Here is a 26,913-nt window from a genome sequence, read left to right as displayed (position 1 = left end):
GCCGCCGGACGGCCGTACCCCGGCCCGACCCGCTCTCCAGGACTCCACCGAGTCCGATCACCCCACATAAGGAGAACGCCTTGACCCGGCATGACCGTTATCCGCACCACCCCAGATACACCGCAGCCCTGGTGCTCACCGCCGTGGGCACCCTGCTGGCCGCCGGTATGCAGACCGGCGCCGCCTCCGCCGCCCCCGGCGGCCACACCTCGGCGAAGATCCTGGCCACCCCCCGGGCCTCGGCGGCCCCGGCCGCCCTGTCGCCGGCGAAGCATGCCGCCCTCCTCAGGAGCGCGGGCGCGGCGGTCAGGAGCACGGCGAAGACCCTCGGCCTCGGGGCCAAGGAGAAACTCGTCGTCAAGGACGTCACGCAGGACGCCGACGGCACCACCCACACCCGCTACGAGCGGACGTACTCCGGGCTGCCCGTCCTGGGCGGCGACCTGGTCGTCCACGCCAAGAGCGGTCGCCTCACGGTGACGAAGGCCGCGAAGGCCGCCCTGACCCTGCCGGACACGACGCCGAACCTGGCGTCGGCGACCGTGAGGACCAAGGCGCTCGCGGCGGCGGCGAAGGCGGGTGGCGAACAGGCGAAGCTCGACGGCGCCCCGCGGCTCGTCGTCTGGGCCGCAGGCGCCAGGCCCGTCCTCGCCTGGGAAGCGGTTGTCGGCGGCTTCCAGGACGACGGAACCCCCAGCGAACTCCACGTGATCACCGACGCCGACTCGGGCAAGGCCGTCTTCCAGTACCAGGGCATCGAAACCGGCACCGGCACCGGCCAGTTCAACGGAACGGTCCCGCTCAGCACCACGCTGGACCCGGCGACCTCGACGTACCAGCTCGTCGACGGCGACCGCGCCGGACACAAGACCTACGACCTGAACCAGGGCACCTCGGGCACGGGCACCCTGTTCACGGATGACAACGATGTCTGGGGCGACGGGACCGCGGCCAACCGGCAGACCGCGGGCGTGGACGTCGCGTTCGGCGCCGCGGCCACCTGGGACTACTACAAGGACGTGTTCGGCCGCAACGGCATACGCAACGACGGGGTGGCCGCCTACAGCCGGGCCCACTACGGCAACAACTACGTCAACGCCTTCTGGTCCGACACGTGCTTCTGCATGACCTACGGCGACGGCTCGGGCAACACGCACCCGCTGACGGCCCTTGACGTGGCCGCGCACGAGATGAGCCACGGTGTGACCGCCGCGACCGCCGGCCTCACCTACTCCGGTGAGTCGGGCGGCCTCAACGAGGCCACCTCGGACATCTTCGCCGCCGCGGTGGAGTTCCACGAGAACCTGCCCGCCGACGTCCCCGACTACCTGGTCGGCGAGAAGATCGACATCAACGGCAATGGCACACCGCTGCGTTACATGGACAAGCCCTCCAAGGACGGCGCGTCCCGCGACTACTGGAGCTCGACGCTCGGCAGCGTCGACGTCCACTACTCCTCGGGCCCGGCGAACCACCTCTTCTACCTGCTGTCCGAGGGCAGCGGCGCGAAGACCGTCAACGGCGTCGCCTACGACAGCCCGACCTACGACGGCGTGCCCGTCACCGGCATCGGCATCGACAACGCCCAGAAGATCTGGTACCGGGCACTCACCACGTACATGACCTCGTCCACCAACTACGCCGGTGCCCGCACCGCGACCCTTCAGGCCGCCGCGGACCTCTTCGGCGCCTACAGCCCGACCTACCTCGCGGTGGCCGACGCCTGGGCGGCGATCAACGTCGGCAGCCGGATCGCGCTCGGTGTCAACGTGGCCCCGATCGCCGGTCAGATCAGCGGAGTCGGACAGTCCGTGTCCCTGCAGACGGACGCGTACACCACCAACTCCGGTGCGGGCCTGACCTATTCGGCCACGGGACTCCCGGACGGACTGACCATCAGCAGCACCGGTCTGATCTCCGGCGTCCCGACCACCCTCGGGAGCAGTGACGTCACGGTGACCGTCACCGACGACACGGGCGCGAGCGCGACCACCGCCTTCACCTGGCGGGTGGCCAACATCTACGCCAGCACCACCCGCGTCGACATCCCCGACAACGCCGGCGCCGTGGAGTCCCCGATCACGGTCACCGGCCGCGACGGCAACGCGTCGGCCACCACCCAGGTGTACGTCAAGATCGTCCACACCTACCGGGGTGACCTGACCGTCGACCTCGTGGGCCCGAACGGAACGGTCTACTCCCTGCTGAACCGCTCCGGCGGCTCCGCCGACAACGTCGACCAGACCTTCACCGTCGACGCCTCCGCCCAACCCGTCACCGGTACCTGGAAGTTGCGGGTGCAGGACCACGCGGCGATCGACGTCGGCTACATCGAACAGTGGCAGCTCACTCCGTGAACCTGCCCGTCCGACACGGTAGTTAAAGGGTCAGCGCTTCAAGTGTGCGACTGACAGTCCGAGTTGGTTCCGGCCGCGCCGCCGTTCACGGGGTGCGGTCGGAACCAACCGGCGTGTTCGGCGAGTTGCACGGCGTGAGGCCGCGGTCACGGTGTGACCAGCCGGTCCTGCTCGACCGGCGGTGTGCCGCCGTACCAGTCCAGGGACTTGCCGAAGCGGACCAACTCGCCGTAATGGGTGGGGTCGACGTGGTCGGCGAAGATGAGGTCGAGCACGCTCCGCGCCGCCTGTGCGGGGGACTGGGCCTGACTGAAGTCGCTGAACCAGGGCCGGGACGTTGCGGTGTCGACCATGCCTGGGCAGACGGAGGCGACGAGGGTGCCGGTCGCGAGGTCGTGCTCGCGGCGTTCGGCGGCGACCGCGCGGACGGCGGCGACCTGAGCCACCTTCGAGGGCACGTTCAGCCAGAGCGGCCAGCCCGCCTCGGCCGTGGTCCCGCGGTGGACGGCGCTCCGCCAGGACTCGACCAGCGCGGCCAGCAGTGCGGTGAGCACATGTCGCCGGGGCCCACCCCGCACGACGTGGGCGAGTGGTACGGACACGACGGCCACCGTCACGCCGTAACCGGTGACCAGCAGTCCGAGCGCGGGCACGGACACCCGGAGGCTCTCGGCGATGAGTTCGAGGAGGCCGACCGGCAGGTTCTCCGCGGTGTCGAAGGTGAAGGCGGCCGGCATCAGGGCCGCGATCACCGCCGGCCTGTGCCACCCAGCTCGTCGCGGCGACTCCGTGACCCCGTCCATGGGCCCACCTCACCGGCCCCACTCGTCCCACCGCAAACGAATTCACCACCAGCACCACACCTCGACGGAAAAGTGACGCAGGTCACATCGATTCATTCGGGGTTCCGCGTAATGCGAACGGCACCTGCGAAGTCGTACAGGCATCACGGCAATCCGGCCGACCTCATGCCCGCAGTGGAGACCGATCATGGACATCACCCTCGAACAGCCCACCCGAGCCCGGCTGATCACGGCGGACGACACGGAGCTTCCCGTGTCGGCCACGCTGCGCTACCTCGCCTCGGACCCACTGGCCGTGCACCTCGACTTCCCACCCGAGGTGTCGCTCGACGGCGACGGCGTCACCTGGACCTTCGCCCGGTCGCTGCTGGAGGAGGGGCTGCGCAGGCCGGCCGGTGGCGGAGACGTGCACCTGTGGCCGTGCGGACGCGCCCGTACGGTGCTGGAGTTCCACTCGCCGTTCGGCCTCGCCCTGCTCCACTTCCCCACCCCCGAGCTGCGCCGCTTCCTGCTGCGGACGTACGACGTGGTGGCCACCGGGCAGGAGGACATGGACGCGGCCGTCGAGCGGGGACTGAGCGCCCTGTTCGGGAACGTCTGAACGGCTGGGCTGAGGACAACTCGGCCTTCGGAGGGCGACTTTGACCTCTGTTCACCTCCATCTCACCCTCCCGGTATGGACCTTGGCGATCACCCCGTGCACCCTTGCGCCCGGTGTGCCGCTCGGGCACGCCTGGGACGAGGACGGGGCGAATGACACCGATCAGCCGAAGAAGTTTCGTGGGGCTCGGTGCGACCGTTGCGGCGGGCATGGCGACGGGCGCCGGCGCACGGCCCGCGATCGCCGCCCAACAGGCGGCGACGGGCACGATCTCGGACGTGAAACACGTGGTGATCCTCATGCAGGAGAACCGCAGCTTCGACCACTACTTCGGGCGACTCAAGGGCGTCCGCGGCTTCGACGACCGCAGCGGCATCACGCTGAGCGGCGGCTACCCGGTCTTCAACCAGCCCAACGGCGGCGGCCGTCAGTACCCGTGGAAACTGAGCGCCACCCCGGCCGCGGGCGGCAAGGACGGCGAGACCCTGGCACAGTGCAACGGCGACCTGCCGCACTCCTGGTCGTCGCAGCACTCCGCGTGGAACAAGGGCCGCCTCGACAACTGGGTCTCGGGCGTGGGCAATGTCCGCTCACTCGGCTACCTCGACCGCGCCGACATCCCCTTCCACTACGCGCTCGCCGACAACTACACCATCTGCGACGCCTACTTCTGCTCCACCCTCAGCGCGACCGGCCCCAACCGCACCTACCTGTGGAGCGGCAAGGTCGACTCCTCCAGCTACGACGGCGGTGACGAGTCCGGCCTGACCTGGCAGACCTACGCCGAAGCCCTGCAGAGCGCCGGAGTGACCTGGAAGGTCTACCAGAACGCGCAGGACAACTACGGCGACAACGCCTGCGCCTACTTCAAGAACTTCACCAACTCCAAGGCGGGCAGCCCCCTTTACGACCGAGGCATGTCCTCCGTCCCCGCCGCCACCGGCTCGACCCCCGACGACATCGCCGCCGCCATCAAGGCCGACGTCCTCGCGGGCACCCTCCCGCAGGTCTCCTGGGTCGTCCCCAACCAGGCCTTCTCCGAGCACCCCTACGCCCCGCCGGGCGACGGCGCCCACTTCATCGGCCTCGTCTACCAGGCCCTCGCCGCCGACCCGGACGTCTTCGACTCGACCGTCCTGTTCCTCAACTACGACGAGAACGACGGCTACTTCGACCACGTCCCGCCGCCCGCCCCGCCCGCCGGCACCGACGGCGAGTTCCTCAACGGCGTCCCCTACGGCTTCGGCTTCCGTGTCCCGATGATCGTCATCTCGCCCTGGACACGCGGAGGTTGGGTCTCCTCCGAGGTCTTCGAACACACCTCGGTCCTGCGCTTCCTGGAGACCTGGACCACGTCCCTCGGCACACCCGCCGCCTGCCCCAACATCAGCGCCTGGCGCCGCAAGGTCAGCGGCGACCTGACCGGCGTCTTCGACTTCGCCAACCCCGTCCACGGCTCCGTCGCGCTCCCCGCGACCAGCGTCATCGGCCTCTCCACCTGCGGCCCGCTGCCCAACCCGGTGCCGACGAACAACGCCCTGCCCGCGCAGGAGACCGGCACCCGGCCCGCCCGCGCGCTGCCGTACCAGCCCAACGGATACCTGGACCACCTGGAGTTCGGGTCGAGCGGCAAGATCCTCGCCTGGTTCGCGATGTCCAACCAGGGCGGCGCCGCCAAGAGCGCCGCCCATCTCTCCATCCACCCCAACGCCTACCGCGACACCACGCCCTGGCAGTACACGGTCGACCCGGGCGGCACCGCCTCCGACTTCTTCAACATCGGTACGGGTTACGGCAGCGGCAAGTACGACCTCAGCATGGTCGGCCCCAACCGCTTCCTGCGCCGCTTCCAGGGCGATGCCACGAAGGCGGGCAAGTCCGTTGAGGTGAGCACGCGTTACGCGGTCGAGCCGAGCACCGGCAAGCTGGCGATCTACTTCACGATGGCCAACTCGTCTGCCGCGTCGCTGACGTTCACCATCACCTCCAACCACTATCGCAGCGACGGACCGTGGACCTACACGGTCGCCGCGGGTGCGTCGGCGGAGGACTTCTTCAACGCCGTGGCGTATCAGAGCGGTTGGTACGACTTCACGGTCACCGTCGACTCCGACGCGACCTGGTCGCGCCGGTTCACCGGGCACCTGGAGTCGGGCGCGGCGAGCGTCAGCGGCTGACGTCGGCGTACCACTCCGGTGTCAGTGGCTGACGTCGGTGTACAGGTCCGGGCGCGGGGCGAGGTCGACGGTCACCCGGCCGCCGCTCGCCTGCGCCCGGACCCCGGCCTCGGCGACCACGGAGGACGCGTAGCCGTCCCAGACGCTCGGGCCGGTGACCAGACCCTGCCGGGTGGCGTCGGCCCAGGACCGCACCTCGCGGTCGTAGGCGTCCGCGAAGCGTACGAGGTAGTCCAGCGGTACGTCCTCGTGTGCGCTGCCCCGTGTGGTGACGAGCATCGTGTGGTCCTCGCCGATCCGGGCGCTGCCCGCCTCGCACACGGCCTCGCAGCGCACCTGGTAGCCGAAGCCGCAGTTGACGAAGACCTCGACGTCCACGAGGGCGCCGCCGTCGGTCTCGAAGAGGACGAGCTGCGGGTCGAGCAGGCCCTCCGGGGCGTTCGCCGACGAGCGCGGGCTGAGCACGGTCACCGCGGTGAGTTCCTGTCCGAGCAGCCAGCGGGCCGCGTCGATCTCGTGCGAGACCGAGCTGTCGATGAGCATCGCCGAGGTGAAGTACGGCGGCGACGAGACATTGCGGTGGGTGCAGTGCAGCATCAGCGGGCGCCCCAACTGCCCGCTGTCCAGCAGGGACTTGAGGCGCTGGTACTCCGCGTCGTAGCGCCGCATGAACCCGATCTGCGCCAGGCGTCGCCCGAGCCGTGTCTCCGCCTCCACCACCCGGAGCGCTCCGGTGGAGTCGGGCACCATGGGCTTCTCGCACAGCACCGGCAGTCCGCGTGCGAAGGCCGCGAGCAGCGCCTCCTCGTGCGCGGGACCGGGTGAGGCGATGAGCACCGCTTCGACTCCGGGGGCGTCGAGCGCGGCCAGGGCGTCCTCGTGCACCGCGACCGCGTCCCGACCTGCCACCGCCTCCTTGGCACGATCGGTGTCGGGGTCGGCCACCGCGGCGACCCTTGCGCCGCTCACCACCTGGTCGAGGCGGCGTATGTGGTCGGCTCCCATGTGTCCCGCACCCAGCACTGCCACGCCCAGCAGGTCACCCACGTGTGCGCTCCCTCTCCGTCGACGATCACGCCGTAGCGTACGCCGGAGGGGAGGGGCGGCCTCGGGGGCGGAGGGGCGGGCTCAGTAGCGCAGCACGCCCGCGATGCCGTCCGCGTCGGTCAGGGTGCCGTCGGGGACGAAGCGGACGTCGGCTCCCGTCTCCAGGCACTGTTCGACGATCTCGTCCACGATGTCCTCGCGGGAGTCCAGGTCGCTACTGTCGGCCGGGACCAGATGGTCGCCGTGGTCGTCGCGGACCGTGACGCGGTAGTTCTCCTCGACGGCCAGCAGCCGCACCCGGCCCTCGCGGGCGTTCTGCCAGACCTCGTCGACGCCGGCCGCGAACTCCTTGCGCCCGCGCGCCGATTCGAGTTCCCGGGTCACGGTGACGGTGCTCTTGCGCGCCTCGGCGGCGACCAGCGGCTGTACGGCCTGCCACACGGCGTCGGGCGTGCCGTGTGCGAGGCCGCCGTGCGCGATGTGCGCCGCGCCCTTGGTGGCGCTGCCGACCTCGTCGAGGGCGGACAGGGCGGCCTGCTCGCCGGTGAGGTAGAGGGGACGCTTGTGCTCGCGCAGGATCCTGCTCATCGCGGTGTCGGCCTCGCGCAGGAAGTGGCGGGTGTCCTCGTCGCGGAAGGTGCTCGGCATGTCGCCGATCCGCTCCTGGCGCTCGGCGTCGAAGTTGTCCCGGTGGTCGCGGGTCAGCGGGAAGCCGCCGGTGTGGTCCTCGACGACCCGGTCGACACCGCCGTTCCACAGCGTGACGCGGTCCGCGGAGACCGACAGCACCCAGAACGGCCGCTCGGAGGCCTGCGCGGAGACGAGATTGCGGGTGAGGAACGTGTCGGAGAGCACCACACGTTCGGGCACGGACCTGGCGAGGGACCACACCTGGTGCTCACCCGGCGCGGCGAAGATCACCAGACCCTCCTCGGCGTGCGCCAGGTCGACCTCGGCGAGGGCCTGGTCGAGCTGACGGCAGACATCGATGCGCCGCTCCCGGGGGATCGCGGGATCGGCCTCCATCTGTTTCTTGGCCTCGGCCAGCACATTGCGCAGCCGGACCGGATCCTGGGCGTTGTCGGGCTCGCGACGATGCGTCGGGGTGAGCACGGAGACCGCGGGGTAGGGGCGCGGGCGCCGCAGTTCGGTCAGGGTGGCGGGACTCAGTGCGTGCTCCATAACAGCACGATAGGGCCGAATGACGGATGCGGCATATGGGGGAAGCCCGCCAGGCAATAGGGGCAATTGGTTGCTAACGTCCCTCGGGTGACGCAAGCCGCCACCACCGACACACGGACGACCACCGCCAAGCTGACCCTGCCGACGCTGACCACCATGGTCGTCGGCTCCATGGTCGGGGCCGGTGTCTTCTCCCTCCCGCGCCGGTTCGCGCAGGAGACGGGCGTGGCCGGTGCCCTGATCGCCTGGGCCGTCGCCGGCACCGGCATGCTGATGCTCGCCTTCGTCTTCCAGACCCTCGCCGTCCGCAGACCCGATCTCGACGCCGGTGTCTACGCCTACGCGAAGGCCGGGTTCGGCGAGTACCTCGGTTTCTTCTCCGCGTTCGGCTACTGGGCCAGTGCCTGCGTCGGCAACGTGACGTACTGGGTGCTGATCATGTCGACGATCGGCACCATCGCCCCCTCGCTCGGCGAGGGCGACACCGTCCTCGCCGTGGTCCTCTCCTCGGCCGGACTGTGGCTCTTCTTCCTGCTGATCAGCCGCGGGGTGAAGGAGGCGGCGGCCATCAACCGGATCGTCACCGTCGCCAAGGTCGTGCCGATCCTCGTCTTCGTCGTCCTCGCGCTCTTCTATCTCAAGCCGCACGTCTTCGCGGAGAACTTCGCCGGCGCGGACTACGCGGGCTCCCTGTTCCAACAGGTCAAAGGCACCATGCTGGCCACGGTCTTCGTGTTCCTCGGCGTCGAGGGCGCCAGCGTCTACTCCCGGCACGCCCAGCGCCGCGAAGACGTCGGCCGCGCGACCGTCCTCGGCTTCCTCAGCGTCTTCGCCGTCTTCGCGTCGGTCACGATCGTGTCCTACGGCCTGATGCCGATGGGTGAGATCGCCGAACTGCGGCAGCCCTCCATGGCGGGCGTGCTGGAACACGCCGTGGGCACCTGGGGGAAGGTCTTCGTCAGCGTCGGGCTGATCGTCTCCGTGCTCGGCGCCTATCTCGCCTGGACGTTGATGGCCGCCGAAGTGCTGTTCGTGGCGGCCAAGGACGACGACATGCCGCGCTTCCTGAAGAAGTCCACGGCGGCCGACGTACCCGTGCCCGCGCTGGTGATGACCACCCTGCTCAGCCAAGTCGTCCTGGTCGTCACCTACTTCTCCGACGACGCCTTCAACTTCGCGCTGGACCTGACCAGTTCACTGACACTGATCCCGTTCCTGCTCGCGGCGGGCTTCGCCGTACGGATCGCGCTCGCTGAAACCCAGTCCGGGCGGGGCGAGTTGGCGGTCGCCGTGCTCGCCACGGTCTACACCGCGTTCCTCATCTACGCGGCCGGACTCAAGTACCTCCTCGTCTCGCTCATCATCTACGCGCCCGCCACCTTCCTGTTCGTCAAGGCCCGCAGGGAGCAGGGACGTTCGCTCTTCTCGGCCCGGGAGGTGGTGATCCTCGCCGTCTCGATCGCCGGTGCCGTCATCGGGATCGTCGCCCTGACGCTGGGCTGGATCAGCCTCTGACCTCGTCTCCGATCTCGCCCCCGGCCTACGGAAAGGTGCACCGTGACCAGTCAAGACAGCGTGAACCGACATGAGTACGGCGTCCACTCCGAGGTCGGCCGGCTGCGCAAGGTGCTGGTCTGCGCGCCGGGTCTGGCCCACCGCAGGCTCACCCCGACCAACTCCGACGACCTGCTCTTCGACGACGTGATGTGGGTCGAGAACGCCCAGCGCGACCACGCCGACTTCGTGAACAGACTCCGCGAACGCGGCGTCGACGTGGTCGAGTTGCACGAACTGCTCGCCCAGACCATGACGATCCCCGCCGCCAAGGACTGGCTCCTGGACCGGAAGATCGTCGCGAACGAGGTCGGCCTCGGACTCATCGACACGACCCGCGCCTACCTGGAATCCCTCGAACCGGCCGAACTGGCCAAGTACTTGATCGGCGGCCTCGCCACCACCGACCTCCCCGACGACTACCGCACCCCCTACACGGCCCTCGTCCGCGAGTCGACGGGCGTGCGCGAATACCTGATGCCCCCGCTGCCCAACACCCTCTACACCCGCGACACGACCTGCTGGCTCTACGGCGGCCTCACCCTCAACCCGCTCTACTGGCCCGCCCGGCACGACGAGACCCTCCTGATGAAGGCGATCTACACCTTCCATCCCGACTTCGCGGGCTCCGTCGTCTGGTGGGGCGACCCCGAACTCGACTGGGGGCAGGCCACGTTCGAGGGCGGCGACATCATGCCCGTCGGCAACGGCGTGGTCCTCATGGGCATGAGCGAGCGCACCTCGCGCCAGGCCGTCACCCAAGTCGCCAAGGCCCTCTTCGACTTGGGCGCCGCCGAGCACGTCGTCGTCGCCGGGATGCCGAAGCTGCGCTCCGCGATGCACCTCGACACCGTCTTCACCTTCGCCGACCGCGACTTGGTGACCCTGTACCCGGCCATCATGGACGCCGTCCACACCTTCTCCCTGCGTCCTGGCGACAGGGGGCCCGGCATCGACGTCGTCGACGAGGGCTCGACCCCGTTCACCGACGTCGTCGCCAAGGCACTCGGCCTGCCCGGACTGCGGGTCGTGGAGACGGGCGGTGACGTCTACGCCTCCGAACGCCAGCAGTGGGACAGCGGCAACAACGCGGTCGCGCTGGAACCGGGCGTGGTCTTCACCTACGACCGCAACACCCAGACCAACACCCTGCTGCGCAAGGCCGGTGTCGAGGTCATCACCATCGTCGGCGCCGAACTGGGGCGCGGCCGGGGCGGCGGGCACTGCATGACCTGCCCGATCGTGCGGGACCCGATCGAGTTCTGAACTTCGGGGCGCACGGGGGATGTTGTCCAACTCTTTGCCCATGGCCGGTTCCTGACGAGAGCCGCCCGGTGGGGACCCGATCCCCGGACCTCGGGTGCGCAAAGCACGGCCGAAAACCCGGGGGTGGCGCGGCCGTTCAGGTTACGGACATGTTGACCGGCCCTACGGGTGTGACACACGCTCGTCATGTAGGTGCTCGATACAACTGGTTCGGCGGGTGTGGGTCGTGCAGACGGAATGCGCAGGTGGGTGGCCTCTTCCCGGCGTGCCGACGCAGGAGGTAACGCATGTGTGGCATCACCGGCTGGGTCTCCTTCGACCGTGAACTGCGCACCGAGGCCGCGACATTGGATGCGATGACCGAGACGATGGCCTGCCGGGGCCCGGACGACCGCGGCACCTGGGTCCAGGGCCCCGCGGCCCTCGGGCACCGCCGGCTCGCGATCATCGACCTGCCCGGCGGCCACCAGCCGATGACCGCCGACACGGCGGACGGCACCGTCGCGCTCGTCTACTCCGGGGAGACCTACAACTTCACCGAACTCCGCCGCCAACTCACCGACCGGGGACACCGGTTCACCACCGCCTCCGACACCGAGGTCGTGCTGCGCGGCTATCTCGAATGGGGCGACGCGGTCGCCGAACGCCTCAACGGCATGTACGCCTTCGCGATCTGGGACGGTCGCCGCGACCAACTCGTCATGATCCGCGACCGGATGGGCATCAAGCCCTTCTCCTACCACCCGACCCCCGACGGCGTCCTCTTCGGTTCCGAACCGAAGGCGATCCTCGCCAACCCGCTCGCCCGCGCCAGGGTCACGCTGGACGGCCTGCGTGAGCTGTTCACGATGATCAAGTCGCCCGGACACGCCGTCTGGGACGGCATGTTCGAGGTCGAGCCCGGAACCGTCGTCACCGTCGACCGCGCGGGCCTGCACCGGCGCGTCTACTGGCAGTTGGAGACCCGCCCGCACACCGACGACCGCGACACCACCGTCGCGACCGTCAGAACCCTCCTCGACGACATCGTGCGCCGCCAACTCGTCGCCGACGTACCCCGCTGCACGCTGCTCTCCGGCGGCCTCGACTCCTCCGCCATGACCGCCATCGCCGCCCGCCAACTCGCCGAGCACGGCGAGAAGGTGCGCAGTTTCGCCGTCGACTTCGCCGGTCAGAGCGAGAACTTCGTCGCCGACCAACTGCGCGGCACCCCCGACACGCCGTTCGTCCACGACGTGGCCCGCGCCTCGGACACCGACCACCAGGACATCGTGCTCGACGCGCAGGCGCTCGCCGACCCCGACGTACGGGCGAAGATGCTCCGGGCGCGCGATCTGCCCCTGGGCTTCGGCGACATGGACTCCTCGCTGTACCTGTTGTTCCGCGCCATCCGCGACCAGTCCACCGTCGCCCTGTCCGGCGAGTCCGCCGACGAGGTCTTCGGCGGCTACCAGCAGTTCTTCGACGAGGAGGCCCGGCGCGCGGCCACCTTCCCCTGGCTGGTGCGCTTCGGACGGGACTTCGGGGACGACTCCGACGTGCTGCGCGCCGACCTGACCAAGGCCCTGGACACGGAGTCGTACCTCGCGGACGGCTACCGCGACGCGGTCTCCGGTATCCAACGCCTCGACGGCGAGAGCGACTTCGAGTTCCGCATGCGGCGCATCTGCCACCTCCACCTCACCCGCTTCGTACGCATCCTGCTCGACCGCAAGGACCGCGCGAGCATGGCCGTCGGCCTGGAGGTCCGCGTCCCGTTCTGCGACCACCGGCTCGTCGAGTACGTCTACAACACGCCCTGGACCCTCAAGTCCTACGACGGCCGCGAGAAGACCCTGCTCAGGGAGGCCACCGCGGACGTCCTCCCGAAGTCCGTGTACGACCGGGTGAAGAGCCCGTACCCGTCCACACAGGACCCCAAGTACGCGGTCGCCCTCCAGGACCAGGCCAAGGACCTCCTCGCCCGGCCCTCCGACCCGGTCTTCGACCTCGTCGACCGCGAGAAGCTCCGGCGGGCCGCCCACCGCGACGCGCCCATCAGTACCCAGGCGGGCCGGCGCGGACTGGAACGCGCCCTCGACCTGGCGCTCTGGCTGGACCTCTACACCCCCGAGATCTCAGTCGCCTGAAGCGTCCGCACCGCACGAACTCCCACTGGGCGGCAGCGAGCCGTAGAGCAGGAAGTCGTTCACCTTGGTGTGCACACACTTGGAAGACGCGTAACCGGTGTGGCCCTCACCCTTGTTGTCGAGCACCACAGCCGACGAACCGAGCCGCTGGGCCGTCTCCACGGTCCAGCGGTACGGCGTCGCCGGGTCGCCCCGGGTCCCGACGAGCAGCATCTTCGACACGTGCACGTTCTTGACGTCGTCGCGGATGTAGGCGGTGCCCTTGGGACGGCCGTAGCACATCAGCACCTCGGTCAGCCGGTAATGGCCGAACACCGGTGACGCCTGCTCGTACTCGGCGCGCAGTCCGGCGAGGTTCTTGGTGATCTGCTCGGCGGTGGGGCGGTCGGGGTCGTCGGCGCAGTTGACGGCCGTCAGCGCGGCCGGGAGGTTGTCGAGCGGGACGTCCTGCGCGTCGACGATCCCACCGCCCCCGCCAAGGCGGGGCAGGCCGGAACCGCCGGACGAGAACGCCATGATGGCCCGCGTGTCACCGTCCTCCACCAGCGAGGCGATGGCCCGCTCCAGCGTTGGCCACAACTGTTGGCTGTACAGCGCCTGGCTGATGGACCCCACCAGGTCCTGGCCGGAGAACGTGTCGCCGTAGTCCGTCCGCACCGGGTCCTGGTCGAGCGAGCGCACGAGCTGTACGACCCGGTCCGGCGCCGACCGCGCGTCCGTCCCGAAGGGGCAGGCGATGTCCTGCACACACCAGTTGAGGAAGTCCTCCAGCGCCGTCTGCTGTCCCTCGGCGCCCGCGATGCCCTGCTCGGACAGCGGTTCGGTGAGGGTGTCGACGCCGTCGAGCACCAACCGGCCCACTTTCTTGGGGAATTGGGCCGCGTACACCGCACCGAGCCGCGTTCCGTAGGAGAAGCCGAGGTAGTTGAGCTTCTTGTCGCCGAGCGCCTGGCGCATCACGTCCAGGTCCCGGGAGGCGTTGACCGTGCCGATGTGGGGCAGGACGGGACCGGAGTACTTGGCGCAGATCTCGGCCGCCTTCCGCAACTGCTTGAGGACGACCTTCGGATCCGTACTGGCGGTGACGTCCTCGTCGACCGCGGCCGAGCCCTGGTCGGTACCCGCGCCGCAACTCACGGGCGAGGACTGGCCGATGCCGCGCGGATCGAAGGTGACGACGTCGTAGCCGTTCGTCAGATCCATGAACTCCTTGCCGTCCGAGGCGAGTTCACTGACTCCGGCGCCGCCGGGGCCGCCGAAGTTGAGCAGTACGGAACCCCTCGACTTCCCGGTCGCCCGATAACGGGCCAGCGCGAGATCGAGTGTCCCGCCGCCGGGCTTCGCATAGTCGAGCGGGACGGTGACCTTTCCGCACTGCAGGTCCTTGGGCGCGTCCATGTCCTTGCACGCGGCCCACTTCACCTTCTGCCGGTAGAACCGGGACAGCTCGGGCCGCGGCCGGTCGCCGGCCGTGGCCGGTGCGCCGAGCGCGGGCAGCCCCGCGCCGAACAGTGCCAGCGTGAGGACCCCGGTGAACGCGCAGCGCCGGAACGCGGGCCGCGATGACAGCCTGGCCAGCATCAATGCCTCCAAGAACGCGCCGTGACCAGCGCCCTCGATCACGATAGGCGGGCCTCTCGGACCCCGCCTCCCGGCGAGCGGAGCGGCGACCGGTGCCGTATTCTGCGCCCCTTCAATAGGCATAAGCGGTTGTCCGACTAATGTTTTTCCGACTTCACCGGGGTCGTTACGAGTAGTTCGATAAACGTGCCGCTCGATGGAGTGAAAGGCCGATAAGCCATAACTCGGATGGTGCGCCCGCGTTTTATCCGGTGCGGGCGGGCGCCCGCTACAACTCTGGAAGGCAGGGAACCTATGAAACGGGTTACCCGAAACGGTGTGATCGCCGTCGCCGCCGCATCCGGTGCGATGGCTCTGGCTGTGCCGGCGTTCGCCGATTCCGCTGCGGACGGCTCCGCGACCGGTTCGCCCGGAGTGGTCTCCGGCAACACCATCCAGCTCCCGGTGCACGTGCCGGTGAACGTGTGCGGGAACACCGTGAATGTGGCGGGGCTCCTCAACCCGGCTGCGGGCAACAGGTGCGCCAATGAAGACGGCGCGAAGGAGGGTGGCGCACACAGGGGTGGTGCACACGGGGGTGCCACACACAACGGTGGCGTGCAGGGGGGTGGCGGGCACGGGGGTGCCGTGAAGAACCCCGACGGGCCGCCCGCCGGTGCCGTCGCGCAGGGCGGCGGAAAGGATTCGCCGGGTGTGCTCTCAGGCAATGGAGTGCAACTCCCGATCCATCTCCCCGTGAATCTCAGCGGCAATTCCGTGAGCGTGGTCGGCGTCGGCAACCCGAGCGTGGGCAACGAGTCCGGGAACACCTCGGGCGACCACCTTCGCGGCCCCGTGAGCCCGACCCCCGAGCCGCCCACGCCGTCGACACCGCACCCGGGAACAGGACCGGGAGTGCAGGTGGAGGGGCACCACACACCGCCCGCCGCCGAGGCGTCGCTTGCCCACACAGGCGCCGACAACACCATCCCGGCCGCCGTCACGAGCGCGGCCCTCCTCCTGGGCGGCGCCGCCCTGTACCGGCGCTTCCGCCCCAGGGTGGGACGCTGACCCGAGCACCCGCGCCAGGACGGAAGGCCCCACCGGGTACACGACCGGTGGGGCCTCCGCCGTCCTCCGTCCGTCATGACCGGGTCAGGGCCGCGCCCCGCGCGGGATGCTGTACCGCACGCCGTCCCGCTACCGCTCGTCCAGCTACCGCGTGTCTCGCCACCGTCCGTCCCGCCAACGTCCGTTCCAGTACCGTCCGTTTCGGTACGCGACGCTCCGCAGGAACCCCTCCCGGGTGAACCCGGCCTTCTCCAGGGCCCGTTACTCGGTCTTGTTCTCCCGCCCGGTGTCCGCGTCGACGCGCATCACCAGAGTGGAGCGCGGTAATTCCTAGGAACCGTAAGGAAGTTCGTCGGGCTCAGCCGATGGTGCCTTGAGGAGTGCGTGGGCCGCCTTCCGGAACGCGGACAGCAGGCGGTTGTGCTCGCCGGCCCGGGTCGCCAGGGCGACATGACTCGGCTCGACGCCGTAGAGGGGGATCGCGGTGATGTCCGGGCGGATCGTCTGGCCGGGGCGGAGACCGGCCGTGATGGCCACGGCCTGTCCGTCGGCGACGAACTCGAACTTGTCCTCCAGGGCCCGGATGACCGGCCCACCGGGTGCCGGGCGGCCGTCGGGCCGGGGATCGATACGCCAGAAGGCGGTCCACGCCGGGTCCGCGCCGGGGACCTGGGGAAGGGGCTCGTCGGCGATGTCGTCCAGGGTGACGGACTCCTTGCCGGCCAGGCGGTGGTCCAACGGGACGAGCAGGACGCGCGGCTCGTCGTAGAGGACCGTGACCTCCAACTGGTCGGTGGAGAACGGCAGTCGGGCCACCGCCGCGTCCACCCGCCGTTCGAGCAGGGCCGCACGTGTCTCGTCGTAGGCCAGGTGTACGACGTGCACGTCGGCGTCCGGATGCCGGCGTCGCACCTCGCGGACCGCGGGGGTGACGAAGAGGTTCGCGACATAGCCGACGGTGAGGCGGCAGGGTTCGGCGGCGGCGCGGGTCTCGGCGGCGGCCTGGGCGGTGGAGCGCAACAACGCCTTCGCGCGCGGGAGAAAGACCTCCCCGGCCTCCGTGAGACGGGTGCCCTGCGGAGTACGGTCCAGCAGGCGGGCGCCCAACTGCTGCTCCAAGCGCCGGACTTGACGGCTGAGGGACGGCTGGGTGATGTGCAGGACCTCGGCGGCACGGCCGAAGTGACGCTGCTCGGCGACGGCGATGAAGTACCGCACGAGGCGCAGTTCGAGATCGGGCGCGGGAGGCGGTTGCGTCATGCCTGAAGTGTACGGCGAGATAGGGCGGCGGTTTGGCTCAATAGGTCGATGAGCTGCAGTGATGCCTGTGGCGTATTGCCTGATGCCAAACAGGCTTTGGACCTGGAACCGGTGCCCCGCCCACGATGGAACCACAGCGCGGCACAACACAGCACAGGTCCACACCCACTTCGTCGAAGGAACGCAGCATGCGTGTTTTCGTCACCGGCGCGTCCGGGTTCATCGGTTCCGCCGTGGTTCGTGAACTGCTCGACGCGGGGCACACGGTCACGGGTCTGGCCCGCTCGGACGCGTCCGCCGAGGCGCTGACGGCGGCGGGGGCCGCCGTGCACCGGGGTTCCCTCGACGACCTCGACAGCCTGCGCGGCGGTGCCGCGGAGGCGGACGGGGTCTGCCACCTGGCGTTCGTCCACGACTTCTCGGACTTCGCCGCCAACTGCGCCACCGATCTGCGGGCCGTCGAGACGATCGGTGAGGCGCTCGCGGGCACCGACAAGCCCTTCGTGGTCACCTCGGGCACACCGGGACTGCCTCAGGGACGGGTGGCGACGGAGGAGGACAGGGTCGACCCGGAGTCGTTCGCGGCCGTCCGTCAGCCGTCCGAGATCGCGGCGGTCGCCCTGGCGGAGCGCGGCGTACGGTCGTCGGTCATCCGGCTGCCCCGGTCCGTGCACGGCGCGGGCGACCGGGGATTCGTCCCGATGCTGATCACCGCCGCCCGCGAGAAGGGCGTCTCGGCGTACGTCGGCGACGGCGCCAACCGCTGGCCGGCCGTACATCGCCTCGACGCGGCCCGGCTGTACCGGTGGGCCCTGGAGTCGGCCCCGGCGGGCGCGCAGTACCACGCGGTCGGCGACGAGGGACTGCCGCTCCGTGAGATCGCGGAGGTCGTCGCCCGCCGCCTCGACGTCCCCACCGAAAGCGTGACCCCGGAGGCGGCACTCGACCACTTCGGCTTCCTCGGCCTCGTCGCCTCCCTGGACTGCCCGGCGTCGAGCACGCAGACGCAGAAGCAGACGGGGTGGGAGCCGGCGGAGGTGGGACTGATGGCGGACCTTGAGACGGGGCACTACTTCGAAGAGGTGTAGGAAGCCCGCTGCCCAGCGGGTAGGTTCGCGTTTCGTTTGCTGCTCTCTCCGAGTGCGGAGGCGTCGCAGCTGATCGCGACCGCCATTTCCGCTGCCCGTTCCTGCCGCGGATCGGACGGCGTGTCTATGAGGCGTCACGGGTGAAGCGCCAGGCCCCGCAGGCGAGCGCGAGTGCGAGGTAGAGGGCGAGGTCGAAGAGGGCGAAGGAGAGGGAGGGGACGCGTTCCGGGTGGAGGGGATGTGGGTGGAGCTGGCCGAGGGCGTCGGCGGCGTTGCTCAGCATGAGTCTGCTCGGCAGGTAGGACCAGCCTTCCACCGCCTTTGCCGCGCCGTAGCCGAGGTAGACCAGGGCGAAGAGCGCGGCGATGGCTCCGGCGGTGTGCCGGATGACGGCTCCGAGGCCGTAGCCCACGATGGTGACGACGAACAGGTACAACCCGGCACAGGACACGGCGCGCAGCACGCCCGGCGTGCCCAGGCCGACGTCGAGGTGCTGCCTGGCCAGGACGGCCTGTCCGAGGAAGAAGCTGATGAATGCGGTCAGTTCGCCGAGCAGCAGGGCGAATCCGCCGATGACGAGGGTCTTGGCGGTGTAGGCGAGTGCCCGCCGGGGTGTCGCGGTCAGCGTCGAGTGGATCAGTCCGGTGGTGTACTCACTACTGACGCCCAGCACGCCGAGGACGCCGAAGGCGAGGACGGCGAAGGCGAAGCCGGAGAGTGAGTCGCCCACCGGGTCGAACTGGGCCCGGTCGGCCGTCGTCATGTGCGGCCAGGCGCCGGCGGTGTGGGCGACGTCCAGGAGGCTCAGCGCCAGGCCGAATGCCACGGCGATGAGAGCGGTGATCCAGGTCGAGCGGAGGGAACGCAGCTTGATGACCTCGCCGGCCATGGCACCTGTCAGTGCGGTGGGCATCAGTGTCCCGTCCCTTCGGTCCGGTATTCCACGGCGGATTCGGTGAGGTCGAGGTAGGCGTCCTCCAGTGAGGCGCCGACCGGAACGAAGTCCGTGATCGGGACATCGGCGAGCAGACGTCCTCGTCCGATGACGAGAAGATGCTCGACGCTGAGGGCCATCTCGCTCATGAGGTGGCTGGAGACCAGGACGGTGCGCCCTTCGGCGGCCAGCGACCGCATCAGGGTGCGGATCCACCTGATGCCTTCCGGGTCCAGGCCGTTGGTGGGTTCGTCCAAGATGAGGACCGGGGGGTCTCCGAGCAGTGCGGCGGCGATGCCCATGCGTTGCTTCATGCCGAGCGAGTAGGTGCCGATCCTGCGGTGGGCGACGTCGGTGAGGCCGGTGAGCGCGAGTACCTCCTCGACCCGGCTGCGCCGGATGTGGTTGGTGGCCGCGAGCGCGGCGAGATGTGCCCGCGCCGCGCGGCCCGGGTGGACGGCTCCGGCGTCGAGGAGCGCGCCGACGCGGCGCAGCGGCTGTTCGGCCCGGCGGTAGGGCACGCCGTCCACCAGGGCGCGGCCGGCGTTCGGGGTGTCCAGGCCGAGGACGGCGCGGATGGTGGTCGACTTGCCCGCGCCGTTGGGGCCGAGGAAGCCGGTCACGCGGGCGGGCCGGACCTCGAAGGTGAGGTCGTCGACGGCGACCTTGCGGCCATGGCGTTTGGTGAGGTGCTCGCATCGAATCACGTCCATGACGATGCCGGGACGGGCAGGACGCTTCATCTGCCTGCGGGCAGGTTCTTCCGGACCCGGGTCTGCCGTACGGCATAGGGCCTGCGGACGATGTGGGCATGACCGGTAGGCGCATACGCTCAGGTCGTGGAACGGAAGACGTACGCGGTCCCGGAGGCGTTCCGACCCTATTGGCCGGAGGGTTTCGTCGTCCTGTCGCTGGCCGTGTGCGGCCTGGCGCCGTGGCATCCGCAGGCGATCTTCTGGGGCGGAGTGCCGCTCGCCCTCGCGCTCTTCTGCGTCACGTCCCTGCGCCCGGCCCGCACCGCGGGAACCGCCCTGGCCGCGGCGCTGGCGTTGGCGGTGTCCACCGGCCTGCCCAGGTTCGAACACGCCGGGGCCGTGGTGCCCTTCGCGCTGCTCTTCGGCGGCGCCTGGGCGGTGGGCTTCGCGGTCGGGCAGCGGCGCCGGTATCTGCACACGCTGCTGCGGCAGGAACGCGACCGCGCCGATCGCCAGGCGGCGGCGGAACGACTGCGCATCGCCCGCGAGCTGCACGACGGCATCGCGCACTCCATGAGCGTGATCTCCGTCCAGGCAGGCTTCGGCCGCCTGGTGATCGACGACCGCCCCCAGGACGCGCGGAGCGCGCTGGAGGCGATCGAGACCACCGGCCGGGAGACCCTCGTCGAACTGCGCCGCATGCTCGGCGTGCTGCACGACGACACGGACGATCCGGACGACGCGGGACTGGCCCCCGCCCCGAAACTCGTGGACCTGAACCGGCTCGCCGAAGGTACCCGGAGAGCCGGCCTGCGGATCGACCTCGCGGTCACCGGGCATGCCAGACCACTGCCCCCCGGGCTGGAGGCGGCAGCGTACCGGATCGTCCAGGAGGCGCTGACCAACGTGGTCAAGCACGCCGGCGCGAGCGCCGCGCACGTCACCGTCGCGTACGGACCCGGCGAGCTGACGCTCACGGTGACCGACGACGGCAGCGTCCGGCCGGTCCAGGGCCGCACCGGGCGCGGACTGACGGGGATGCGTGAGCGCCTCGCCCTCTACGGCGGCACCCTGCAGACGGGGCCGACCACGACCGGCGGCTTCCGGGTCCGGGCCGGCATCCCCGTGGACGGGCCACAGCCCACCGCCGACGAGCGGCAGCGGCCGTGACCATCCGGGTCCTGGTCGCCGACGACCAGCAGCTGATCCGCGTCGGCCTCGCCGGAATCGTGGACACCGCCCCGGACCTCAAGGCGATCGGCAGCGTCGCAACGGGCCGGGACGCCGTCGCAGCCGCCGCGGAACACCGGCCCGACGTCGTGCTGATGGACGTCCGGATGCCCGAGATGGACGGCATCGAAGCCACCCGCCGTATCACCGCCGCCGGCCACGCCCGTGTCCTCATGCTCACCACCTTCGACCTGGACGAGTACGTCTTCGGCGCACTGCGTGCCGGGGCCAGTGGCTTCCTCCTGAAGGACGCACCGCCCCTCGACCTGCAGTCCGCCCTCCGCACCGTCGCCCAGGGCGAGGCCCTCCTCGCGCCACGCGTCACGAAACGACTCATCAAGGCATACGTCAACAGGCCGGCACCGCCACCGCGGGGTCAGGAACGGCCGCGTCTGCCCGAGGCCGTCACCACCCGTGAACACGAAGTGCTGCTGCTCGTCGCCGAAGGGCTCACCAACGCCGAGATCGCCAAACGGCTGTACATCGGCGCGGGCACGGTGAAGACCCACGTCGCCCGACTGCTGACCAAACTCGACGCCCGCGACCGCGTCCAACTCGTCATCCACGCCTACCGCAGCGGCCTCGCCGGCTAGTCCGCCCCGCCTTCGACCGGCCGCGGAAGGCCAAGATCATGAGACACGATGCCCTGGCCCGCACATGCGACACACCGCGAACACCCAGGCCGCCAGCACGGAACAGGACATTCCCATTGAGGGCCTGCGCAGCGGGTGCAACTGGCCCGGTGCGGGCGGTTGTCGGCCCGGATCGGATGGTCCGTTGTTCTCGTCCATCCCGGCCAAGGCGCCGTCACCGTCAGTCCGTGTCCGACGCGGCAAGTACCGCGAGGCTCCGGCGGTCCGGGGCGACAGCTGTCACGCCGATGTCCCAGGCCACCTGCCAGAACCAGGGTGTGGGCGCCTCGAAGCCGTACCAGGTACAGGACTTCGCGCGCGTCTCGATCTCGGCCGCTGAGGCGTCCGGCCCGGCACCGGACAGTCCCGCGAGGGACTGCCGGGCGGCGAGGCGGCCGTAGGCGCCGTACCCCCCGCGGTTGTAGGCCCCGCCGGTGGAAGCCGCGGCGAACAGCACCCGCCAGGCCCGCGTCGCCGGAATGACGGAGACGGAGAGACGGCTCTTCTTCCCCACGCCGTCAAGGCACTTGAGACCCAGCGAGGAGAGGACGCTCGGTAGCGCAGCCTCGTCGAGAGCCTCCATGAAGCTGAACGTCCGTGCTTCGATACGGCCGTTGGACTCCTCGGCCCAGTTCGCGACCGCCGAGGCGATGAGCGTGACGGCCGGCTCGGTCGTCGTCTCGACGGTCGTAGGAACAGGCAACCGCAGGTCGGCCCTCATCCCGCGCTCCTCCGAAGGCCCGTAAGGCAGCTCGGCGCTACTGCCGTTGACGCCGTAACGCGGCAGCGGGGCATCCTCCTCCACGGAGGAGAGCGTGAGAGGCAGTAGGCTCAGCGGGTGGTGACTCCAGTGCGGTGAGGCGGTCCACCCTGCGACACCCGGCAGTTCGGGGACGGGGGCGCCCCTGAGCGCCAACTCCTGGACGAGGCAGGCGCGTAGCTCGTCCGAGACGGGCGCGCCGCCCGTGCCGAACACCACCGCGAGTTCCTCCGCCGGATGGCCCGAGGCGAGCAATGAGGCGATGTAGCGGTCCCGTTGACGCTGCGTCGGTGTCGCCGCGATCAGCCGCAGCGCGTGGTGGACGTTCTCGGGGCCGGGTGTGACGGCGAGCAGGCGGAGCAGATGGTCGTGGACACTCCCGTACTGCCAGACCTGTTCGGCGCCCGGTCTGTCGTAGCGCCGGGCCAAGGCGATGCCGAGATCCGCGGGGAAGGCCGTGTCGCCCTGCGCATGGCGGCGGTCGGCCACGTCCCACACGCCGGTGACGCTCTCCAGGTCGGGCAGCTTCTCCACGATCTCCGATATCCGCTCATCCACGGCACCGAGCCTATGCGCGGGGCGAGTTCACGCGCCTTCCGATATCCGCGGGCATCACCGGGAAGGCGTACCGGCCGCCCAGGACGACCACGGCGAGCGCACCGGCGACCAGTGGCAGCGCGGTCCAGGGCAGAGCGCCCGCACCCCACCCCGACAGAGCGACACCCCCGGTGAACGACCCTCCGGCGATGCCCGCGTTGTACACCGTGGTCTGCAACGACGTTGCCACATCGGCGTGTTCGGGCCCGGAGGCGTTGACGAGCGCGGTCTGGATCAGTGTCGGCGCCCCGCCGAACGCGGCACCCCACACGGCGACGGCGCCGAGGAGCACCGCGGGGGAGTCGCCGTACAGCGCGAGTACGCACATGACCGCGACGAACAGTGCCAGCGCACCGAGCAGAGCAGGCCGCGCCCATCGGTCGACGAGTACCCCGGTGACCCAGATCCCGACGACCGTGGCGACCCCGAACACCAGCAGGACGACGTCCGTACGTCCGTAGCCGGCGTGTGCCGCGAACGGGGCGACGTACGTGTACATCGCCTGATGGCCCAGCAGCAGGAACAGGGTGACCGACAGGACGGCCGGGATCCCCGGGAGCAGAACCACGCCCCTCAACGGGACGCGTGCGCCCGGCAGTTCACCGGGAAACTCGGGGACCCGCCACCGCACCCAACCCACCAGCAGCACCGCGAGACCGGCCAGTGTCCCGAACGCCGTGCGCCAGCCGAGCGCCCCGGCCAGCGCGGTACCGGCGGGCACGCCCAGGGAGAGGGCGAGGGTGATTCCGGCCAGTACGACGGCGATGGCCCGGCCGCGCCGCTCGACGGGGGCCATCCGGGCCGCGTACCCGGCGAGCATCGCCCACATCGTGCCGCCCATGACCCCGGCCAGCAGGCGGGCGCCGAAAGTGAGGGCGTACGAGGACGACAGGGCGACCACCGCGTTGGCGCAGGCGAAGCCCAGCAGCGTACCGACGAGGACGGGTCGGCGCGGCAGCCCGCGCAGGGCCGCCGTGACCGGGATCGCGGCCAGGAAGGAGGCGACCGCGTAACCGGTGACCAGGAAGCCGACCCGTGCCTCGGAGACGCCGAGTGCCGGTGCCATCCGGGGCAGCAGACCGGCGGGGAGGAGTTCCGTGAGGACGGCGGTGAAGGCGGCCGTGGTCAGGGCGAGGAGTCCTGACCAGGGCAGACGGGTGCCCATGGCCGGGGATGCGACGGTCATGGGACCATGGTCGAACCCTCACATCAGTGTGAAGGCAAGGGCGACCCGCAAGCGTGCTCCCGGAGGCGGCCATGAAGATCGGCGAACTCTCCCGCCGCACCGGCGTCCCCACCCGCCTCCTGCGCTACTACGAGGAACAGGACCTGCTCCACCCCGTCCGCACCGAGAACGGCTACCGCTTCTACGGCGAGCCCGCCGTCCGGGACGTCCAGCAGATCCGCGGCCTGCTGGACTCGGGCCTCACGACCGAGATGATCCGCGCGATCCTGCCGTATCTCTCCGGCCCTGACGAGATCCATGTCCCCGCCGACTGCCTGACCCCCGAGACGGCCGCCCTGCTCAGCGGCCATATCGACCGGATCCAGGCCCGCATCGACTGCCTGGCCCGCAACCGCGACCGGCTGAGCGCGTATCTGGCGGCCGTGCGGCCGGCCGTAGGCCCGGCTGTGCCGTCGGAGGGTGCTTAATCCCGTTGCCGGGGGCGCTCGCGAATGTTGAAGTGTTGCCCATGGACCTTGCCACCGTGCTCGCCCTTCACGACCGCGACCTGCGTGAAGGCGCCCGACCCGACGGACCCGGGGCCCGCGTCGAGCGGACCGGGGGAGTGGTGCGCCAGGTCGCCGACGAGCACGGCTGGAACGTCGTCCTGTGGTCGGACCTGGACGAGACCGACGCCGACGCGGCGATCGCCGAGCAGATCGCGTACTTCACCGGGCTCGGCCGCGACTTCGAGTGGAAGCTCTACGGCCACGACCTGCCGACGGACCTGGGACAGCGGCTGACGGCGGCCGGGTTCACGCCCGAACCGCAGGAGACGCTGATGGTCGGTGAGATCACCGAACTCACCCTCGACGCCCAACTGCCGGACGGCATCCGCCTGTTGCCGGTCACCGACCGTGCCGCCGTCGACCTCGTGGCCGACGTCCACGAGAAGGCCTTCGGCACCGACAGCACCCGGCTGCGCGCCCACCTCCTTGCCCAACTCGCCGCCCACCCCGACACGGTCGTCGCCGTCCTCGCCCTCGCCGGCGACGAACCGGTGAGCGCGGCCCGCATGGAACTCGTCCCCGGTACCCGGTTCGCCGGCCTGTGGGGCGGCGGCACGGTCGAGGAGTGGCGGGGCCGAGGCATCTACCGCGCCCTGGTCGCCCACCGCGCCCGCATCGCCGCGGACCGGGGCTACCGCTACCTCCAGGTCGACGCCTCCGACCAGAGCCGCCCCATCCTCGAACGCCTGGGCCTCGCCGCGCTGACCACGACCACGCCGTACGTGTACGAGCCGTAGAACAGCAGGTCAGCACGGTGATGTCACATCGGTGACCGCCCGAACCGTCGCATCGTCATGACGACGAACCAGAACAATCGGCACAGCCAGAGCATCCTCCTGGCCGGTGCGAGCGGCGTCCTCGGCGGGCACATCACCAAGGCCCTCACCGACGCCGGCCACAAGGTCACCGGCCTCGGCCGAGGACCCGGCAACGGCATCCGCGCCGACCTCATGGACCGTGACGCACTGCTCCGCGCGGTCGACGGACACCGCTTCGACACGGTCGTCCACGCCGCGACCGCCCTGCGCAAGCCACCCCTCCGCCACCGCGACATGCGTGCCACCAACGCCGTGCGCATCGAAGGCACCGCCCACCTCATCGAGGCCGCCCGCGCCACCGGGGCCCGCCGTTTCCTCTCCGAGTCGATGGTCTTCGGCTACGGCTACGGAGACTTCGGCCCCCAACTCCTCACCGAGGACGACCCCTTCGGCCCGCGCGGCACCACAGCGGAGCTGGAGAAGCACATCGAGGGCATGCGCACCAAGGAGCAACTCACCTTCGAGGCACCCGGATTGGAAGGCATCGCACTCCGCTTCGGCCTCTTCTACGGCCCCGGCGGCACCGACGCCGTCCTCCCCCTGCTGCGCAAGCGGCAACTGCCCGCCCCCGACGATCACGGCCGGGTCCTGCCCTGGATCGAACTCACCGACGCGGCCCGCGCGGTGGCCGCCGCCGTCGAACACGGCCGCCCGGGGCAGGCGTACAACATCACCGACCGCACACCGCTCGGCTTCCGCGCCCATGTGCTGTGCGTGGCTCGGGAGTTCGGGCTGCCGAAGCCAATGGCCGTACCGCTGTGGATGGTTCGGCCGATGGGGTACGCGCACACGATGATGACCAGCAACCAACGCGTGTCCAGCGCCAAGGCCGAACGGGAACTGGGCTGGACGCCCGCATACCCGTCCAGCCAGGACGGCCTCGCCGCGTTGCGCGCCGCGCGGTGAGTCGTGCGGCGGGGGTTTCCCCAAGTGCTCGCCGCGAGACGCACGTCGGCCGGGGCGAGCCGCGGGTACGGCAGCGCGGGCGCGGGAGGGAAGCCGCAGGGACGGTGGCGCCGGTACCGGGCGCAAGCCTCGGGTGCGTCGGCGCGGGCGTCGAAGGGAAGCTGCGGGCAGGTCGGCGTCTGCACGGGAGGAAGCCGTGGGCATGTGAGAGCAGGCGCGGGAGGGAAGCCGCAGGGACGGTGACGCCGGTACTGGGCGGAAGCCTCGGGTGCGTCGGCGCGGGCGTCGAAGGGAAGCTGCGGGCAGGTCGGCGTCTGCACGGGAGGGAAGTCGTAGGCATGTCAGCACGGGCATCAAAGGGAAGCCGTGGGCACTTCGGCGCCGGCACGGGACGGAAGCCGTAGGTAGGGCAGCGTGGGCACGGGACGGAAGCCGTAGGTAGGGCAGCGTGGGCACGGGACGGAAGCCGTAGGTAGGGCAGCGTGGGCACGGGACGGAAGCCGTAGGTAGGG

General features: G+C 70.3%; 21 protein-coding genes and 1 pseudogene. 13 read left to right on the top strand and 9 right to left on the bottom strand.

Annotated elements, in window-relative coordinates; all coding sequences use genetic code 11:
- The first annotated feature begins 80 nt into the window (after positions 1-80).
- Positions 81-2,357 (top strand): M4 family metallopeptidase, encoded by a 2,277-nt coding sequence (locus tag ACIQBL_RS43130; protein WP_401953066.1) that lies wholly within the window; start codon positions 81-83, stop codon positions 2,355-2,357.
- A 146-nt stretch (positions 2,358-2,503) separates the two neighbouring features.
- On the opposite strand, the pseudogene ACIQBL_RS43125 reads toward ACIQBL_RS43130, so the two are convergent.
- Positions 2,504-2,884, bottom strand: a pseudogene (locus ACIQBL_RS43125) (carbonyl reductase); the annotation flags it as partial.
- Positions 2,885-3,347: 463 nt separating this feature from the next.
- On the opposite strand from ACIQBL_RS43125, the gene ACIQBL_RS43120 reads away from it, so the two are divergent.
- Both ACIQBL_RS43120 and ACIQBL_RS43115 read left to right on the top strand, forming a co-directional pair.
- Entirely contained in the window at positions 3,348-3,761 is a 414-nt protein-coding gene (locus ACIQBL_RS43120; protein ID WP_401953063.1) for an SsgA family sporulation/cell division regulator, read from the top strand.
- 152 nt (positions 3,762-3,913) lie between these two features.
- Positions 3,914-5,938 carry a phosphocholine-specific phospholipase C gene (locus tag ACIQBL_RS43115; RefSeq protein WP_401953060.1) on the top strand — a complete coding sequence of 675 codons (2,025 nt, stop codon included), beginning with the start codon at positions 3,914-3,916 and terminating at the stop codon, positions 5,936-5,938.
- A gap of 21 nt (positions 5,939-5,959) precedes the next feature.
- Here the strand turns inward: ACIQBL_RS43115 and ACIQBL_RS43110 are convergent, their stop codons facing one another.
- Positions 5,960-6,985 (bottom strand): Gfo/Idh/MocA family protein, encoded by a 1,026-nt coding sequence (locus ACIQBL_RS43110; RefSeq protein WP_401953057.1) that lies wholly within the window; start codon positions 6,983-6,985, stop codon positions 5,960-5,962.
- An 81-nt stretch (positions 6,986-7,066) separates the two neighbouring features.
- Positions 7,067-8,167 (bottom strand): chemotaxis protein, encoded by a 1,101-nt coding sequence (locus ACIQBL_RS43105; RefSeq protein WP_401953054.1) that lies wholly within the window; start codon positions 8,165-8,167, stop codon positions 7,067-7,069.
- An 87-nt stretch (positions 8,168-8,254) separates the two neighbouring features.
- Here ACIQBL_RS43105 and ACIQBL_RS43100 point away from each other — a divergent pair, with 87 nt between their 5' ends.
- The 3 genes from ACIQBL_RS43100 to asnB all read left to right on the top strand — a co-directional run bounded on the left by ACIQBL_RS43100 (position 8,255) and on the right by asnB (position 13,116).
- Complete coding sequence (locus ACIQBL_RS43100; RefSeq protein ID WP_401953051.1) at positions 8,255-9,682, top strand: basic amino acid/polyamine antiporter; 1,428 nt, start codon at positions 8,255-8,257, stop codon at positions 9,680-9,682.
- A gap of 42 nt (positions 9,683-9,724) precedes the next feature.
- Positions 9,725-10,987 carry an arginine deiminase gene (locus tag ACIQBL_RS43095; RefSeq protein WP_401953049.1) on the top strand — a complete coding sequence of 421 codons (1,263 nt, stop codon included), beginning with the start codon at positions 9,725-9,727 and terminating at the stop codon, positions 10,985-10,987.
- Positions 10,988-11,274: 287 nt separating this feature from the next.
- Entirely contained in the window at positions 11,275-13,116 is a 1,842-nt protein-coding gene (gene asnB, locus ACIQBL_RS43090) for an asparagine synthase (glutamine-hydrolyzing) (RefSeq protein WP_401953046.1), read from the top strand.
- Here asnB and ACIQBL_RS43085 read toward each other — a convergent pair.
- Complete coding sequence (locus tag ACIQBL_RS43085; protein WP_401953043.1) at positions 13,105-14,697, bottom strand: alpha/beta hydrolase; 1,593 nt, start codon at positions 14,695-14,697, stop codon at positions 13,105-13,107. The genes asnB and ACIQBL_RS43085 overlap by 12 nt on opposite strands.
- Positions 14,698-14,991: 294 nt before the next feature.
- Here ACIQBL_RS43085 and ACIQBL_RS43080 point away from each other — a divergent pair, with 294 nt between their 5' ends.
- A complete protein-coding gene (locus ACIQBL_RS43080; protein ID WP_401953040.1) occupies positions 14,992-15,747 on the top strand; it encodes a chaplin in 756 nt (251 codons plus the stop codon).
- A gap of 330 nt (positions 15,748-16,077) precedes the next feature.
- On the opposite strand, the gene ACIQBL_RS43075 is transcribed toward ACIQBL_RS43080, so the two are convergent.
- On the bottom strand, positions 16,078-17,007 hold the full coding sequence (locus ACIQBL_RS43075; RefSeq protein WP_401953038.1) for a LysR substrate-binding domain-containing protein: 930 nt from the start codon (positions 17,005-17,007) through the stop codon (positions 16,078-16,080).
- Between the two features lie 188 nt (positions 17,008-17,195).
- On the opposite strand from ACIQBL_RS43075, the gene ACIQBL_RS43070 reads away from it, so the two are divergent.
- A complete protein-coding gene (locus tag ACIQBL_RS43070) occupies positions 17,196-18,095 on the top strand; it encodes an SDR family oxidoreductase (protein WP_401953036.1) in 900 nt (299 codons plus the stop codon).
- A 124-nt stretch (positions 18,096-18,219) separates the two neighbouring features.
- On the opposite strand, the gene ACIQBL_RS43065 is transcribed toward ACIQBL_RS43070, so the two are convergent.
- Entirely contained in the window at positions 18,220-19,008 is a 789-nt protein-coding gene (locus tag ACIQBL_RS43065; protein WP_401953033.1) for an ABC transporter permease, read from the bottom strand.
- Positions 19,008-19,736 (bottom strand): ABC transporter ATP-binding protein, encoded by a 729-nt coding sequence (locus tag ACIQBL_RS43060; RefSeq protein ID WP_401953031.1) that lies wholly within the window; start codon positions 19,734-19,736, stop codon positions 19,008-19,010. The genes ACIQBL_RS43065 and ACIQBL_RS43060 overlap by 1 nt, the downstream gene beginning before the upstream one ends.
- A gap of 132 nt (positions 19,737-19,868) precedes the next feature.
- Between ACIQBL_RS43060 and ACIQBL_RS43055 the strand changes: the two genes are divergently transcribed.
- Positions 19,869-20,894 (top strand): sensor histidine kinase, encoded by a 1,026-nt coding sequence (locus ACIQBL_RS43055; RefSeq protein WP_401953028.1) that lies wholly within the window; start codon positions 19,869-19,871, stop codon positions 20,892-20,894.
- Positions 20,891-21,547, top strand: a complete 657-nt coding sequence (locus ACIQBL_RS43050) for a response regulator (RefSeq protein WP_401953025.1) — start codon at positions 20,891-20,893, stop codon at positions 21,545-21,547. Before ACIQBL_RS43055 ends, ACIQBL_RS43050 begins: the two co-directional genes overlap by 4 nt.
- A gap of 220 nt (positions 21,548-21,767) precedes the next feature.
- Here the strand turns inward: ACIQBL_RS43050 and ACIQBL_RS43045 are convergent, their stop codons facing one another.
- Entirely contained in the window at positions 21,768-22,904 is a 1,137-nt protein-coding gene (locus tag ACIQBL_RS43045) for a DUF6183 family protein (RefSeq protein ID WP_401953023.1), read from the bottom strand.
- A gap of 10 nt (positions 22,905-22,914) precedes the next feature.
- Positions 22,915-24,129 (bottom strand): MFS transporter, encoded by a 1,215-nt coding sequence (locus ACIQBL_RS43040; RefSeq protein ID WP_401953020.1) that lies wholly within the window; start codon positions 24,127-24,129, stop codon positions 22,915-22,917.
- 71 nt (positions 24,130-24,200) lie between these two features.
- Between ACIQBL_RS43040 and ACIQBL_RS43035 the strand changes: the two genes are divergently transcribed.
- From ACIQBL_RS43035 to ACIQBL_RS43025, 3 genes are read left to right on the top strand one after another with little or no spacing between them, the layout of a single operon-like run.
- Entirely contained in the window at positions 24,201-24,596 is a 396-nt protein-coding gene (locus ACIQBL_RS43035) for a MerR family transcriptional regulator (protein ID WP_401953018.1), read from the top strand.
- Positions 24,597-24,637: 41 nt separating this feature from the next.
- Complete coding sequence (locus ACIQBL_RS43030) at positions 24,638-25,414, top strand: GNAT family N-acetyltransferase (RefSeq protein WP_401953015.1); 777 nt, start codon at positions 24,638-24,640, stop codon at positions 25,412-25,414.
- Positions 25,415-25,471: 57 nt separating this feature from the next.
- The gene (locus ACIQBL_RS43025; RefSeq protein ID WP_401953012.1) at positions 25,472-26,401 is read left to right on the top strand and encodes an NAD-dependent epimerase/dehydratase family protein; all 930 of its coding nucleotides are present in this window, start codon (positions 25,472-25,474) and stop codon (positions 26,399-26,401) included.
- The last annotated feature ends 512 nt before the right edge of the window (positions 26,402-26,913 follow it).

This window comes from Streptomyces sp. NPDC088350 (assembly GCF_044753545.1).
In the GTDB taxonomy this organism is placed as follows: domain Bacteria; phylum Actinomycetota; class Actinomycetes; order Streptomycetales; family Streptomycetaceae; genus Streptomyces.
This window is presented reverse-complemented; position numbering and strand designations above follow the sequence as displayed.